Consider the following 13864-nt stretch of genomic DNA (forward strand, 5'->3'; position numbering starts at 1 on the left):
GCCGTTTCGCGCGGCGGAGGTAGCAGCCCGGTGGTGACGCCGCCCTGCCGCAAACAGTGGCGAAGGCGTTTACCCCAAAAAGCCGGCTTCGACAGACTCCGTCCCCGCCGAGCGTGAAGCCTCGACGACCATATGCACGAACTGCAGTTTCGCCACTGACGGTTTCGACATTACGAAGGGGTAGAAGTCCGGCTGGCCCATGCTGCGCGCCAACTCGTTAAGCACCATCGTCATTTCGATCCAGGAGTTCAACAGCGACAGAAACCCGTCGGCGCCGGTGTCGTCGGGCGCATACAAGGCGTCGCGCTCGAATGGCTCGACAATCGCTTCAAGATCCTCTGCATCGAGCCCAAAGCCGAGTGCCGTGCCCAGGCTATCGATCATATGCAGGTAATGCGCCCAAGTTTCGGCCCAGTCTTCCCAGGGATGTGTGGAAGCATAGGAACTGATGTACCGATCGGCCCAGTCTGGGGGTGCGCCATTGTCATAGTTCGCCTTCAATGCCGCCGCGTAATCGGCCCGCTCATCGCCGAACAGCGTGCGAAACGGCTCCAGCCAGGGTCCGTTGAAAACGAGCCGGTTCCAGTAGTAGTGACCGACCTCATGTCGAAGATGGCCCAGCAGCGTCCGATAGGGCTCGTAGAATTCGAGCCGCATCTTCTCGCGCTGGACCGAATCCGCCTCCTCGATGTTGACCGTAATCAAACCGTCGGCGTGCCCGGTCAGCACGCGCGGCCCGCTCGGTGGCGAACGCAGGAAATCGAACATCAGACCGTGTTTCTCGTCCTCGTCGACCTTGGACTTCACGGGCAAGCCGAGTGCCAGCAACTGCGACACGAGCCGTCGCTTCGCCACCTCAAGCAGACCCCAGTAGCGGGCATTGTCCTCGCGATCGAGATTCGGAATTGTCCGGTTCAGCCGGCAGGCGATGCAAAGTTCCCCCGGCTCGCTGGCCATCAGCATCCAGTTGCACTGCGCCGGCGTGTCACGGTTGCCGCAATACTTCAGCAATGGCCGTTCCTCGCCTGCGGCCCAGATACCTGGCTGTGGGCCGGGGTCGAGCGGCAGCAACGCATCTTCACCTGGCAGATATCCGAGCGGCGTCTGGCAGCTGTTACAAAACATGTTGCCGAAAAACACGTGACTGCCACAGCGACACACAAAGGTGCGCGAGTACCGCTTGGGTACCTCGCGATGTTTCCAGTTCGTACCGATCAGGTCGCCGAGCGTTTGCAGAAGGGTTGCCACCACATCCTCCGAGTTCGGGAATTGGTAAGGTCTGCCGGTCGGTGCTCCGGCCTAAAGCCATTTCGCGCGGCGGAAGAACCGGTAGAGCGTGCCGCAAAGACCGATGATCACTGCAAGGACGACGAAGTAGCCGTAGCGGAACTTCAGTTCCGGCATGTCGTCGAAGTTCATGCCGTAAATGCCGGCGATCGCCGTTGGCACCGCGAGGATCGCGGCCCAGGACGCGAGCTTGCGCGAGATTTCCGTCTGCTCGGATTGACCGACCATCAGGCTCGCCTCGAAGGTGAAGGCAAGAACCTCACGCAAAGCGTCGATATCCTCCTGAACGCGGCGCACGTGGTCCGTAACGTCGCGGAAGAGCGGCTGCAGTGCTGCATCCATGCCCGGTAGATCGATGTGCTCATGCCGTCGGCAGACGTCGACCAGCGGCACGACCGCGTTTCGCAGGCGCAAGAGATTGCGCCGCAGCAGATAGAGGCGTTCGATGTCGCCCTTGACCAGCCGCTCGCGCAGCAGCCGGTCTTCCAGTTCCTCGACCTCTTCGTGGATCGCCTCGATCACCGGCATGTAGTTGTCGACGATGAAATCGAGGATCGAATAGAGGATGTAGTTTTCGCCGTGGGCCAAGGCTGCAGGAGATGCTTCGCAGCGTTGGCGCACGGCCATGTAGGAGGTCGACGCGCCGTGCCGGACCGAGATGACGTAACCGCGCCCAACGAACAGATGCGTCTCGCCGAAGGCGATCTCGTCGCCAACCATATGCGCGGTGCGGGCGACGACGAAGATCGAGTCGCCATAGATCTCCAGTTTCGGCCGCTGGTGCGCCTTGCAGGCGTCCTCGATCGCCAGGTCATGCAGATCGAATTCCTGCTGGATCTGCCGCAACAGTTCCGCATCGGGCTCATGCAGGCCGATCCAGATCACTGTGCCCGGGCGGCCGCGCCACTTGCCTGCGTCTTCGATGCGGATATCGCGGACGCGAACGCCGTTCTCGTAGACCGCGGCCGCTACGACGCCCGGCTGCGGCTGCGAATGCGGCATGACGCCCTCAGCGCCAGACTGTGGCAAAGCCCTGTTCGTCAGCTCCAATCCCATCGTCAGCCTCCCAGGCAAATACGACACCGACGGGCTCCGCATGTCGTAACGAAGCCAAGCATACGCGCACTCCCTTATATATTCTCATCCGACTGTTTCGGCTATGAAAACCACTTCATCAAACCGTGCCATTGACGGTATAGAGGCTTGCGAGCGAGAGTTTTCGCAACGCACAACGATTCCACCTTCTAACGGAAACGCCTATGAACCAGTTCGATCTCATCGTTGTCGGAAGCGGACCTGCCGGCCGCCGCGGCGCCATCCAGGCAGCCAAGCTCGGCAAGAAGGTCCTCGTCATCGAACAGGGAAAACGCGTTGGCGGCGTTTCGGTTCACACCGGTACGATTCCCTCCAAGACGCTGCGCGAAACGGCGCTCAATCTTTCGGGCTGGCGCGAGCGCGGCTTTTACGGGCGCTCCTATCGCGTCAAGCAGGAGATCAGCGCCGATGACCTCCGGCAGCGGCTGATCATCACCCTCAATCATGAAGTCGAGGTTCTCGAACATCAGTTCGCGCGCAACCGCGTGCAGCAGATGCGCGGGAAAGCCAGCTTCGTCAATCCGACCACGCTCGAAGTCGTCAAGGACGACGGCGAGACCATGCTCGTGTCCGGCACCAGCATCATGCTTGCCGTCGGTACCAAGCCCTTCCGCCCGGATTACATGCCGTTCGACGGCAAGACTGTGCTCGACAGCGATGAACTGCTCGATATCGAGACCCTGCCGCGCTCCATGGTGGTGATCGGCGCCGGCGTCGTCGGTATCGAATACGCGACGATCTTCAGCGCGCTCGACACCCAGGTGACGGTGATCGATCCGAAGACGACGATGCTCGATTTCATCGACAAGGAAATCGTCGAAGACTTCATCTACCAGTTGCGTGACCGCAACATGAAGTTGCACCTCGGGCAGAAGGCCGACACGGTGGAGCGGCTCGACGATGGTAAGGTGCTGCTGACGCTCGACAACGGCCGCAAGATCACAACCGACATGGTGCTCTTTGCCGCGGGCCGCATGGGCGCCACCGATACGCTGAACCTGCCCGCAGCCGGGCTCGAAGCCGACAACCGAGGGCGCCTCAAGGTCAATCCCGAGACGTTCCAGACCTCCGTCCCGAACATCTACGCCGCCGGCGACGTCGTCGGCTTCCCGAGCCTCGCCTCAACCTCGATGGAACAGGGGCGCATCGCCGCCCGGGTCGCCATCGGCGCGATCGCGATGGAGCCGCAGAAATACTTCCCCTACGGCATCTACGCCGTGCCTGAGATCTCCACCTGCGGTCTCTCGGAAGAAGAGGTCAAGGAACGCGGCATCCCCTACGAATGCGGCATCGCCCGCTTCCGCGAGACCTCGCGCGGCCACATCATGGGGCTCGATTCCGGCCTGTTGAAAATGATCTTCTCGCTGAAGACCCGCCGCCTGCTCGGCGTGCATATCATCGGCGAAGGCGCGACAGAACTAGTGCATATCGGCCAGGCCGTGCTGAACCTCAAGGGCACGGTCGAGTACTTCGTCGAAAACACCTTCAACTACCCGACGCTGGCCGAGGCCTACAAGATCGCCGGCCTCGACGCCTGGAACCGTATGGGCGAGATCAAGCAGGAAGCGCCGAAAGCGTAAGCATCCAGCGACAGAGCTGACCGCCGTCAACGCTGACGGCGGCGGCCACGTGCCTAGAGGGCAACGATTTTGGTTCCGCGTTGCCGAACCGATCTCTCCGGGTTTGCCATCCCGCAGACCGCATCCGAAGTGCGCAGGACGCCGGCGAATCGGCTAGCTTCACCTCTCCCGATCAAGAGAGCCGAACACCATGCGCATCCTTTCGCTCAATGCCTGGGGCGGCAAGCTCCATTCGCCCTTGATGAAATATCTCGCCGATGTCGACGCCGATGTCCTGTGCCTGCAGGAGGTCGCACGATCACCGACGACCGAGGCCGAATGGCTGAGCTATCGCGATGCGGATGTGGAACTGCCGCAACGCGCCAACCTCTTCGACGAGATCGCCGCCGTACTACCGGGACATGATGGATTCTTCTGCCCGACCGCGCGAGGGACGCTCTTTTCTGGAGACACGCCCGTGGCATCGGAATTCGGTCTGGCAACATTCGTTCGGCGGGGCTATTCCGTCATCGGCCAGGCCCTCGGTTTTGTGCATGGCAGTTTTTCGCCCGACAGCTGGGGGCCGCATCCGCGTGCGCGCAACGCCCATTGCATTCGCCTGTTCGATCACGACGCTGGCACTCCCATCACCATCGCGCAGATGCACGGCCTGCGGGAGGTCGGCGGCAAGAACGACAGTCCGGCACGCCGCGCGCAGGCGGAGGCGCTGGTAGGTCTCGTCCACCAGGTCTGGCCCGGAGACGAGCGGCTTGTCGTGTGCGGTGATTTCAATGTGCTCCCAGACAGCCAAACGTTTCAGACGCTCGGCCAGTTGGGGCTCGTCGACCTCGTCGTTTCCCGCGGCCACACGGACACGCGCACGTCGCACTATCTAAAGAGCGGCCGCTTTGCCGATTACATGCTGGCGAACGGTGCAGTCAGCGTCGCTCGCTTCGATGTCGTCGCAGAGCCCGAAGTCTCCGACCATCGCGCCCTCCTCCTCGACATCGCTTAGCGCGCCGCGGGTTTCACTGAGCCACGAAGTCGGCTCTGGCTGAATCAGCTGACACTTCCGTGTGTCGCTGAAAGCAGCATGCTCTCGGCCAGCGCTGGACGAAGAGCTCGCCTCCCGCAACGAAAAAGGCCCTGCCGCAAGCGGCAGGGCCTTTCGATTCCTAAGGCTTCGATCCGATTACTCGGCGCTGTCGTCAGCGGCCTTCTTCTTGGCCGGAGCCTTCTTCTTCGGAGCAGCGGCTTCTTCGCCTTCCGTGGCTTCAGCCTTGGCGGCGGCCTTCTTCTTGGCCGGAGCCTTCTTGGCAGCCTTGCCTTCAGTCTCTTCGTCGTCAGCCGTCAGCTCTTCCTTGGAAACCGTCTTGTCGGTTACCGAGATTTCGCCGAGCAGGTGGTCGACGACCTTTTCTTCGAACAGCGGAGCGCGCAGCGAAGCAGCAGCGCCGGGGGTGTTCTTGAAGTAGTCGAGGATCTGCTTCTCCTGGCCCGGGAACTGGCGGAGCTGTTCGAACAGCGAACGCTGCAGTTCGTCGTCGCTGACCTGGACGCCGGCCTTTTCACCGATTTCCGAGAGAACGAGGCCGAGGCGAACGCGACGCTCAGCGAGCTTGCGGTATTCAGCGCGGGCTTCTTCTTCGGTGGTTTCTTCGTCGGCGAAGGTCTTGCCGGCCTGCTGCAGGTCGGTGTTGATCTGGCGCCAGATGTTTTCGAATTCGGCCTCGACGAGGCGCTCCGGCGTTTCGAACTGGTAGAGTTCGTCGAGCTGGTCGAGGATCTGACGCTTGACCTTCTGACGGGTCAGGTTGCCGTACTGGCTTTCGATCTGGCCGCGGACGATTTCCTTCAGCTTGTCAGCCGATTCGAGGCCGAGCTTGGTGGCCAGTTCGTCGTTGATTTCGATGTCCTGGGCGCCAGCCACGTCCTTGACGGTGATGTCGAAGGTGGCTTCCTTGCCAGCAAGGTTTGCAGCCGGGTATTCAGCCGGGAAAGTCACGGTGATGACCTTCTCGTCGCCAGCCTTCAGGCCAACGAGCTGCTCTTCGAAGCCCGGGATGAAACGGTTGGAACCGAGAACCAGCTCAGCGTCTTCGTCCTTGCCGCCGTCGAAGGCGACGCCGTCGACCTTGCCGAGGTAATCGATGGTGACGCGGTCGCCGTTGGCGGCCTTGCCCTTCTTCGATTCGTAGCTGCGGGCGCTTTCGGCGATCTTCAGGATCTGCTCGTTGACTTCGTCTTCAGCGATCTCGACGACTTCGCGGGTCACCTTGATGCCGCTGACGTCCTTGAGTTCGATCGCCGGGATGATTTCGTAGGCAACGGTGAACTCGAGGTCGGCCTGAGCGTTGAGGATCTTGTCGGCTTCGGCCTCGTCCTCGGTCATCGCGATTTCCGGCTGGGTGGCCGACTTTTCGCCACGGCCCGACAGGATCTCGGTCGGCTTGTCGCGAACGATCTCGTTGACCAGGTCAGCCATGATCGACTTGCCGTAGACCTTCTTCAGATGCGCAACCGGCACCTTGCCGGGACGGAAGCCGTTGATCTTCACACGGTCCTTCACTTCGGCCAGACGCTCGTTCATCCGAGCTTCCATGTCCTTGGCCGGGATAACGACCTTGAGTTCGCGCTTCAGCCCTTGAGCGAGCGTTTCGATAACCTGCATGTTCAAACCTTCATTTCACGTTGACTGTGCTCTTCCCCTTCGAAAGGTCTGGCGAGCACGTGAGCCGATCCATTTGCCGGGAGTGGCTTTACGCAGTTCTGCAACCGTTTTGCAAGCAAAATGGCACTCCAGCCCCCCTCATCCTCGCAGAATCCGGACTTTGGGCGCGATCGCTGATCTGGTGCGGGTAGAGAGACTTGAACTCCCACGCCTTACGGCACCAGAACCTAAATCTGGCGTGTCTACCAATTTCACCATACCCGCGTTCAGACAATCGCACCGCCTGACCGTATTCCCGCAAGACCAACCAGCGGAATACCGCGGATAGAATGGGCATGCTGAAAGTTCAGGGCTTTCCCGAGCGCGGCGTCTCTATATCACTCGTTTTCGCGGGATCAAAGGGAAAATGCGGGAATTCCACGACCAAGCGGGTTGGCACGGCGTGCCTCAATAGAGAGGCTCCTCATAGACCGGGCTGCCATTGACTGCGATCTCGCGGATCTGGGCCTTTCCCTTGGCGTCCACGCGGATATTGACGGAGAGCGCCTCGGCGTTGCGCGCCTCCTCCAGCGTCCGCCCCTCGCCTTCCGGCACATAGAAACGCTCGATCCCGTATTCTACATTGACGGACGAGAGCGCAGACGAGGGATAGTAGGTAAATGGCAGAGAGCGAAGGACGACGCTGTCGCCGGCAGGGCTAAGCGGCGCGAAGGACGCTTCGGTCGCCGCCCAAAAGCCGTCGAGCTGCCTTTCCAGCCGAACGTAGACCTTAGCCTCTTCCGACTGCTTCGGCGTATCGCCCTTGAACAATTCCGGCTGGAGCCTTGAAATGTCGTAGCTCAAGATCACGTAGTCGCCCCGAAGCAGATCGCGGGGATCGACAGGCACGGTCTTCAACAGCACGTCACGGCCGCTTCTGAGGATCGAGGCCCTGCTCTCGATCATATAGCCAAGTGCCGCCGTCTGTACGCCCGCAACCAGCAGGGCCGCCAGCAATGGGTTCAACCAACGGGTCTTTGCGGTGGTCATCGTGGCGCCTCCGTCCCGCGCGCATTTGCCAAGTGCCCCTCGATGCGGATGACGAGCCAGGCGATGCCGGCAACCACCAATCCGGAGATCAGGAAGAAACCGGAGGTACCGAGCATGGAGCCGAGGGTTTCGAAGGCGAGATAGAGAAGCTCACCGGCAAAGGCGACGTAGCCGAGATAGCGCACGGCGCCGTTCTGCGCCCCGGCAAGCGCGATCCCAAGGAGGGCCACCAGCAGCGTGCCCGCCCCGGTCGCGACCTCCGTTGTCACTCCGACGGCTTCAAATTGAAGAGCGGTAAATCCGAGCAAGGCGAGCGCGAAGGAATAGAAAGCGGGTGCCGAACCGGCATCGACCGCCAGGGCGCGAAGCGGAGAGCCTGGCAGCGTCGCCGCCAGAAAGGCCACGAGGCCGAACGCCGCAAGGCCACCTGCCAAGGCAAGCGACGCGTTGTCGAGGTAAAGCCAGGCCAGCCACGACAGGACCAGCAGATAGGGGAGATGACGGGCCCGGTCGGCGGCCGTGAGGCGCACCAGCAGAACGACGATCACCGCGAGCACCGGAACGGACCACACGCGCCAGTCCGGCGTGGCGCCGAACCCATTGTCCTGCAGCACCGTTCCGAAATAGAACCAGGCAAGCCCACCCGCAACTGCGGTCATTGCTGCTGAGCGAAATGCCAAGGCAGAGAGGACGGCGCCGGCAAACCACAGCAGCGCGGCATCGGCCGCGTCACCCGACAGGTGATACATCTGCCCGATCAGCGCGATGCCGCCCCCAAAGGCGGCCACCCCCAGAACGAGGGCCGCTGCGGCAAGCGTCGTGCGGCCGGTCTGGGTCAGCCAGGCAGCGGCGAAATGAAAGCCCCAGACCAGAGCGACGATGCCGGCCACCCGCGCAAGGCGTGGCAGCGCCTCCCAGTTGGCGGCGACAAGCAGCAGGATTGAGGCGGACAACAGGAGTGCGGCGAGAATGAGCAGGACGCGCCCTGCCCGGAACGTGGACTCGCGACCGTCATATTCGGCCAGCATTGCGCGTGCTGCATTCTCCTGCAGCAGCCCCTTGTCCATCCAGTGCTTGAAGTCTCGTTCGAGACGCGCGCGGTACATCCTGCCCCCAGCCTAGAATCCGATGCTTGAAATGGTCCGGTTCAGCTCCCAACTAATCACGTATCGGCGCGGAAACACAACCGCTCACTCGCGACTGCGCACCAAACCGATGAGGACGAACGAACGGCTTGCGCAATGCGCATATCTTCCATGCAGATATTGCACTGCACAAATCGATTTAAAGGTCCTATATTCAAATCATCAAAGGCGAACGAAGGCATGAAGCCAGACGGTCGCCAGCGGAAATGGCCAGCCGCCTCAGTTTGCTGAGAAAGGCCCGGGTAAAACCGACGGAATTCGGACGAGCGCACTCCTCCTCCCAGCGCTCTTCCGATCAGATTGGCAACACTCCTCCTCCCAGTTGCCAATCACCCCTAATGACGCTCGCTGGACCTCCTCCCCCAGCGGGCGTTATTCTTTTCAGCCCTCCTCTCCACAAAGAAGCCTGCGTCTGCGCACCTGCACAATATTCGTGCATAATTTCGCTGCGCTCGCCCCACGCCATGCACTGGATGCATAGGTGCCATTCTGGAACAGCGCTACCCTTCCACCGGCCTGCGTACTATCTTCAACTCATCGATCGGGGCGGCGCACTCCTCCTCCCAGCGCCCCTCGATTTGGATCGGCGACACTCCTCCTCCCGGTTGCCGATCAGAACAAAGCGACGCTCGCTGGATCTCCTCCCCCAGCGGGCGTTGTTTGTTTTTGGCCCCTCACATTTCGGGCAGCTTTCCAGCCACGACAACTCGATTGCGCCGCGCGTTTTAGGCGCCAGCCGCGAACACGCCATCGCGTAGAGGTTTGCACGGCCTGCATGGGTGCGATGCAGCATTGTCTCTGTAACTTCTGCTCAAAAAGATTATATTTCAGAGCATCAGATGACGGCCAGCAAGAGAGATGAGCGCTGGCACACGACCCTAGAAAGGATAGGATCATGAACCTCGCACGTTCTTTCAACAATTGGCGCAAGTATCGTCAGACCTGCAACGAACTCGGCCGTATGACCGACCGCGAACTGTCTGACCTCGGCATCGGCCGTGGCGACATCCCGTACGTTGCTCGCCAGGCGATCAAGTAATTCAGGCTGCGCGTCAAGCGCAACCGACCTCCAAGTAAGACGCCCTCCGGTTCATTCCGGGGGGCGTTTTCTTTTGTCGCAGCGAGCACGATCCAGGTGACGCCTTCGCACTTGCGAGAGGCACCGGATGCTTCGCCATCTGCGACTGCCGATGCGGCCGAACCGCGTCCATCGACAGACGCTGCGTCCTTGCTCACCATCGGCTCGTAAGTCCCTTTGAAAACAATCGCTTATCAACGGGCAATTAAGCTTTTAATCAATCATTAATCGATGCCGCCTTTTGAAGCGGTGCCCATCTATGCGGCGATGCACTGCACAAATGCATAGCAGCTGCATTTTCTTTGCACTCCACCTTCTAATTAGACAAGCGTATAAGAACCTCAACGACGCAGACAGATGGCTGTCGCGACAACCTGATTTTGAGGAAATGACCATGAACCCGATTCGTATCGCAAAAAGCTGGATCAACTACCGCCGCACCGTCAGCGAGCTCGGCAACCTGTCGAACCACGCTCTCAATGACATCGGCATCACCCGTTACGACATCCGCAACATTGCGGCCCGTTCCTTCCGTTAATCGGAACGAACGACCAGGACTTCCAAGACGGCGCCTTCAGGGCGCCGTTTTCGTTTATAGGCGTTGGAACGAAAGGCCGAGCCGTGATAGGAAGCCGGCCATGAGCAAAGACACTTCTTCCCACTCCCCCATCCACGTCATCGGCGGCGGCCTTGCCGGATCGGAAGCCGCCTGGCAGATCGCCGAAGCCGGCGTACCGGTCATCCTGCATGAGATGCGCGGCGTGCGCGGCACTGACGCGCACAAGACCGACGGCCTTGCCGAACTCGTCTGTTCCAATTCCTTCCGCTCGGATGACGCGACCAGCAACGCGGTTGGCGTGCTGCATGCGGAAATGCGCCTTGCCGGCTCGCTGATCATGAAATCCGCCGACGCCAACCAGGTGCCTGCGGGTGGTGCGCTTGCGGTCGACCGTGACGGCTTCTCCGACGCGGTCAGCGCGGCGATCGCCGCTCATCCGCTGATCACGGTGGTGCGCGAAGAAGTCACCGGTCTGCCGCCGAAAGATTGGGATCTCGCCGTCATCGCGACCGGCCCGCTGACCGCACCCGGTCTTGCCGAAGCGATCCGCGCGGAAACGGGCGCCGATGCGCTCGCCTTCTTCGACGCCATCGCGCCGATCGTCTATACCGAGACGATCGACATGGACATCTGCTGGTTTCAGTCGCGCTACGACAAGGTCGGCCCCGGCGGAACCGGCAAGGACTATATCAACTGCCCGATGACCGAGGAGCAGTACAATGCCTTCGTCGATGCGTTGATCGCCGGCGACAAGACCGGCTTCAAGGAATGGGAAGGCACGCCCTATTTCGACGGCTGCCTGCCGATCGAGGTGATGGCGGAACGCGGCCGCGAGACGCTGCGCCACGGGCCTATGAAGCCGATGGGCCTCACCAATGCCCATAACCCCACCGTCAAGCCCTATGCCGTCGTACAGCTGCGCCAGGACAATGCGCTCGGCACGCTCTACAACATGGTCGGCTTCCAGACGAAGCTGAAGTATGGCGCTCAGGCCGAAGTCTTCCGCATGATTCCCGGCCTCGAGAATGCCGAATTCGCCCGTCTGGGCGGCCTGCACCGCAACACCTACATCAACTCGCCGACGCTGCTCGACGGAACGCTGACGCTGAAGTCGCGGCCGGGCTTGCGCTTTGCCGGACAGATCACCGGCTGCGAAGGTTATGTCGAAAGCGCCAGCATTGGCCTGCTCGCTGGCCGCTTCGCCGCTGCCGAACGCAAGGGCGAGACTTTGGCGACCCCGCCGGCGACCACCGCCTTCGGCGCATTGCTCAACCACATCACCGGCGGCCACATCGTTTCCGACGATGAACCGGGCAAGCGCTCTTTCCAGCCGATGAACGTCAATTTCGGCCTGTTCCCGCCGCTCGATCCGGGCGCGATCACCAAGCCGGAAGGCGTCAAGCGCTTCCGTGGTAAGGAAAAGGCAGTCGCCAAGAAGCAGGCGACGGCGTCGCGCGCGCTCGCTGATTGCGCCGCCTGGCTCGGCAAGTCCGCCTGACAGGCGGACACGCATTTGTTCCACGACAAAAGGCCCGCCTGCAGTGATGCAAGCGGGCCTTTTCTTATGGAAGAACGCGGTGAGAGCTACTCGGTCGCCTGTGCCGTATGCGGCGGCTCGGCGGCGGGCTGCTCGAACTCCGATTTCGGACTGAAGCTGCCGAGCAGCCAGAGCGAAACCTCGGCCGCCTCGCCGGCGCTCTGAAACTCGAAGTCGTTGTCGAGATAAGCAAAATCGGGGAAATGCACGATGAGGCCTCGGCCGGTCTCGGAGCTATTGACCCGAACCTTTCCGGGCTGGATCACGTGGCAGACATAGTGGGTGCCGTGCGACTGGATGAAGCCCGCCTTGCCGTCATGCAGCCGCAGGAAGATCGCCGTGCGGTCCGCCGTCGAGTGCAGCGCCCGGATCGCCTCGTCCGGAAAGGCACGCCCGAATTCCACCATCGCAGAGCCGGCATCGGGATTGTCCCAGTCCCGCTCGGCGCGGGCGTTCATCCACATGTAGAATGCGCCGACCAAGACGATGACGGCGATGAGCAATAACCAAAGCATCCGCGGGCGCTCCCCTTCGCTCGGCATGACGCCGATAAAGCGCTTCTATACGCTGCGAGGCTTGCGCCAATTTGTCGTCACGGCGTGCGCGTCTGCGCCAAAGCCCCGAGCAGACCGATCAGGCCGAACCTCTGACGTATCAGAAGCGGCGGCGCCGTGCCGCGCGCCACATCCACCATTGCCGCTGCCATTGGGCCGGGCGGATGGGTTTCTGCAGAAGCCCGGCGCCCGCAGCCTCCGCGCGGTTAAGGATAGGCTCGACAAGCGCAAGCGGTATGAAGGCGGGGAAATTCGACGGCGCGATCGCCGCCAGCTGCGCACGCGCCCTGGCGAGATGATCTCGCCCGAAGCCCGCGAAGGCCCGGATCGCCTGGCTGATCGCGGCGCTGTCTTCGCCGGCGATCAGCGTTTCGCGATCGAGACCGGTGGCGCGCAGCAATTCAGCCGGCAGGTAGACCTGGCCACGGCGCAAATGCAGCGGCAACAGCATGAGGAGGCCTGCGACCGTCTGCGCGACACCGCCGTGACCGGCGACTTCGGCCGATTTCGCGGCATTCTCTGGATCAAGGACCAGGGATGAGAGCTGGATCAGCGCCGAGGCGGTCTCGCCGGCATAGCCCTCAAGCGCCGAACGGTCTTCCATCGGATCGTCGTAGAGATCGAAGATCCGGGCATCGATCATGTTCTCGAACACGGAGACCGGCAGCCGATGCGTGCGAATGCAGCCAAGGAGCGCTTCAGCAAGCGGATGCCCTTCTCCGGTCGATGCGTCGTTGCCGATGAGGTCCCGCCACCATTGCATGCGGATCTCACCGGGGATCGGCTCGTGCACGAGATCGCGGATGCGGGCGATCTCCGCACTGAAGGCATAGAGTGCGGCAAGCGCGGGCTGCTTGTCGGCCGGCGCAAGCAGGCAGGCGAGATAGCGGTCGCGGTCCGTATCCCGCAGGTCAGCCAGAATCTGGGCAGAATTGTCGTGCACGTCGTCTTCCCCAGGCCGATCAGACTGCGATCAGTGCGACGGCGACTGCGCGCGATTCGGCCAGCATCACATTGTAGGTGCGGACAGCGGCCCCGGTGCTCATGGGATCCGACGATATGTTGGCGGCGCGTAAAGCTGTCTTCACATCGGCCGGCAGCGGGCGAATGTCCTTGCCGGTGCCGACCAGCAGCACCTCAATGTCCTTCGCTTCATCGACGACCTTGTAGAACTTCTCGACCGTCAGCGCATCGCCCTCCGCGACGTCCCATGCATAGACGCCCGAGGGCAGCATCAGGATCGAGCCACGATGCGACATGTCTGCGAAGCGAAAGCCACCATTGCCGTAGGCATCAATGGGCGCACGTCCCGGAAAATGGGCTTCGCGAATTTCAATTCCCTTAGGCATT

Annotated in this window: 13 protein-coding genes and 1 tRNA gene; 5 read left to right on the forward strand and 9 right to left on the reverse strand. The window is 61.6% G+C overall.

What is annotated here, in order from left to right:
- Positions 1 to 69: 69 nt before the first annotated feature.
- Together BLU15_RS12150 and BLU15_RS12155 are read right to left on the reverse strand one after the other, a co-directional pair.
- The gene (locus BLU15_RS12150) at positions 70 to 1248 is read right to left on the reverse strand and encodes a zinc-binding metallopeptidase family protein (RefSeq protein ID WP_090295611.1); all 1179 of its coding nucleotides are present in this window, start codon (positions 1246 to 1248) and stop codon (positions 70 to 72) included.
- 51 nt (positions 1249 to 1299) lie between these two features.
- Entirely contained in the window at positions 1300 to 2289 is a 990-nt protein-coding gene (locus BLU15_RS12155) for a magnesium and cobalt transport protein CorA (protein ID WP_244546742.1), read from the reverse strand.
- 257 nt (positions 2290 to 2546) lie between these two features.
- Between BLU15_RS12155 and sthA the strand changes: the two genes are divergently transcribed.
- Together sthA and BLU15_RS12165 are read left to right on the forward strand one after the other, a co-directional pair.
- Positions 2547 to 3962 (forward strand): Si-specific NAD(P)(+) transhydrogenase, encoded by a 1416-nt coding sequence (sthA, locus tag BLU15_RS12160; protein ID WP_034796590.1) that lies wholly within the window; start codon positions 2547 to 2549, stop codon positions 3960 to 3962.
- A gap of 190 nt (positions 3963 to 4152) precedes the next feature.
- A complete protein-coding gene (locus BLU15_RS12165) occupies positions 4153 to 4956 on the forward strand; it encodes an endonuclease/exonuclease/phosphatase family protein (RefSeq protein WP_090295617.1) in 804 nt (267 codons plus the stop codon).
- Positions 4957 to 5133: 177 nt separating this feature from the next.
- Here the strand turns inward: BLU15_RS12165 and tig are convergent, their stop codons facing one another.
- The 4 genes from tig to BLU15_RS12185 all read right to left on the reverse strand — a co-directional run bounded on the left by tig (position 5134) and on the right by BLU15_RS12185 (position 8747).
- Positions 5134 to 6612, reverse strand: coding sequence for a trigger factor (tig, locus tag BLU15_RS12170; protein ID WP_034796594.1), 1479 nt, complete (start codon positions 6610 to 6612; stop codon positions 5134 to 5136).
- Positions 6613 to 6791: 179 nt separating this feature from the next.
- A tRNA-Leu gene (locus tag BLU15_RS12175) sits at positions 6792 to 6876 on the reverse strand.
- Positions 6877 to 7059: 183 nt separating this feature from the next.
- Positions 7060 to 7641 carry a GDYXXLXY domain-containing protein gene (locus tag BLU15_RS12180; RefSeq protein WP_034796596.1) on the reverse strand — a complete coding sequence of 194 codons (582 nt, stop codon included), beginning with the start codon at positions 7639 to 7641 and terminating at the stop codon, positions 7060 to 7062.
- Positions 7638 to 8747 carry a DUF2157 domain-containing protein gene (locus BLU15_RS12185; RefSeq protein WP_090295620.1) on the reverse strand — a complete coding sequence of 370 codons (1110 nt, stop codon included), beginning with the start codon at positions 8745 to 8747 and terminating at the stop codon, positions 7638 to 7640. Before BLU15_RS12185 ends, BLU15_RS12180 begins: the two co-directional genes overlap by 4 nt.
- Positions 8748 to 9681: 934 nt before the next feature.
- On the opposite strand from BLU15_RS12185, the gene BLU15_RS12190 reads away from it, so the two are divergent.
- From BLU15_RS12190 to trmFO, 3 genes are all read left to right on the forward strand, one after another.
- Positions 9682 to 9825, forward strand: coding sequence for a DUF1127 domain-containing protein (locus tag BLU15_RS12190; protein WP_064816990.1), 144 nt, complete (start codon positions 9682 to 9684; stop codon positions 9823 to 9825).
- A gap of 433 nt (positions 9826 to 10258) precedes the next feature.
- Positions 10259 to 10402 carry a DUF1127 domain-containing protein gene (locus tag BLU15_RS12195; protein WP_064816989.1) on the forward strand — a complete coding sequence of 48 codons (144 nt, stop codon included), beginning with the start codon at positions 10259 to 10261 and terminating at the stop codon, positions 10400 to 10402.
- A 100-nt stretch (positions 10403 to 10502) separates the two neighbouring features.
- Entirely contained in the window at positions 10503 to 11921 is a 1419-nt protein-coding gene (gene trmFO / locus BLU15_RS12200) for a methylenetetrahydrofolate--tRNA-(uracil(54)-C(5))-methyltransferase (FADH(2)-oxidizing) TrmFO (protein WP_034796601.1), read from the forward strand.
- Positions 11922 to 12007: 86 nt separating this feature from the next.
- On the opposite strand, the gene BLU15_RS12205 is transcribed toward trmFO, so the two are convergent.
- The 3 genes from BLU15_RS12205 to BLU15_RS12215 form a co-directional block, all read right to left on the reverse strand.
- Positions 12008 to 12475, reverse strand: coding sequence for a hypothetical protein (locus tag BLU15_RS12205; protein ID WP_034796603.1), 468 nt, complete (start codon positions 12473 to 12475; stop codon positions 12008 to 12010).
- Positions 12476 to 12614: 139 nt separating this feature from the next.
- Positions 12615 to 13457, reverse strand: coding sequence for a phytoene/squalene synthase family protein (locus tag BLU15_RS12210; protein WP_060583192.1), 843 nt, complete (start codon positions 13455 to 13457; stop codon positions 12615 to 12617).
- Positions 13458 to 13476: 19 nt separating this feature from the next.
- The gene (locus tag BLU15_RS12215; RefSeq protein WP_034796607.1) at positions 13477 to 13863 is read right to left on the reverse strand and encodes an Mth938-like domain-containing protein; all 387 of its coding nucleotides are present in this window, start codon (positions 13861 to 13863) and stop codon (positions 13477 to 13479) included.
- Position 13864 lies beyond the last annotated feature (1 nt).

Origin of the sequence: Ensifer sp. YR511 (assembly GCF_900103045.1) — a bacterium.
Taxonomy (GTDB): domain Bacteria; phylum Pseudomonadota; class Alphaproteobacteria; order Rhizobiales; family Rhizobiaceae; genus Ensifer; species Ensifer adhaerens.

What these genes read in the sequence shown, in the direction of transcription:
- BLU15_RS12165 (WP_090295617.1), top strand. Translation starts at nt 4,153, where the DNA reads ATGCGCATCCTTTCGCTCAATGCCTGGGGCGGCAAGCTCCATTCGCCC.
- BLU15_RS12205 (WP_034796603.1), bottom strand. Translation starts at nt 12,475, where the DNA reads ATGCTTTGGTTATTGCTCATCGCCGTCATCGTCTTGGTCGGCGCATTC.
- sthA (WP_034796590.1), top strand. Translation starts at nt 2,547, where the DNA reads ATGAACCAGTTCGATCTCATCGTTGTCGGAAGCGGACCTGCCGGCCGC.
- BLU15_RS12185 (WP_090295620.1), bottom strand. Translation starts at nt 8,747, where the DNA reads ATGTACCGCGCGCGTCTCGAACGAGACTTCAAGCACTGGATGGACAAG.
- tig (WP_034796594.1), bottom strand. Translation starts at nt 6,612, where the DNA reads ATGCAGGTTATCGAAACGCTCGCTCAAGGGCTGAAGCGCGAACTCAAG.
- BLU15_RS12180 (WP_034796596.1), bottom strand. Translation starts at nt 7,641, where the DNA reads ATGACCACCGCAAAGACCCGTTGGTTGAACCCATTGCTGGCGGCCCTG.
- BLU15_RS12195 (WP_064816989.1), top strand. Translation starts at nt 10,259, where the DNA reads ATGAACCCGATTCGTATCGCAAAAAGCTGGATCAACTACCGCCGCACC.
- BLU15_RS12190 (WP_064816990.1), top strand. Translation starts at nt 9,682, where the DNA reads ATGAACCTCGCACGTTCTTTCAACAATTGGCGCAAGTATCGTCAGACC.
- trmFO (WP_034796601.1), top strand. Translation starts at nt 10,503, where the DNA reads ATGAGCAAAGACACTTCTTCCCACTCCCCCATCCACGTCATCGGCGGC.
- BLU15_RS12155 (WP_244546742.1), bottom strand. Translation starts at nt 2,289, where the DNA reads ATGCCGCATTCGCAGCCGCAGCCGGGCGTCGTAGCGGCCGCGGTCTAC.
- BLU15_RS12215 (WP_034796607.1), bottom strand. Translation starts at nt 13,863, where the DNA reads ATGCCTAAGGGAATTGAAATTCGCGAAGCCCATTTTCCGGGACGTGCG.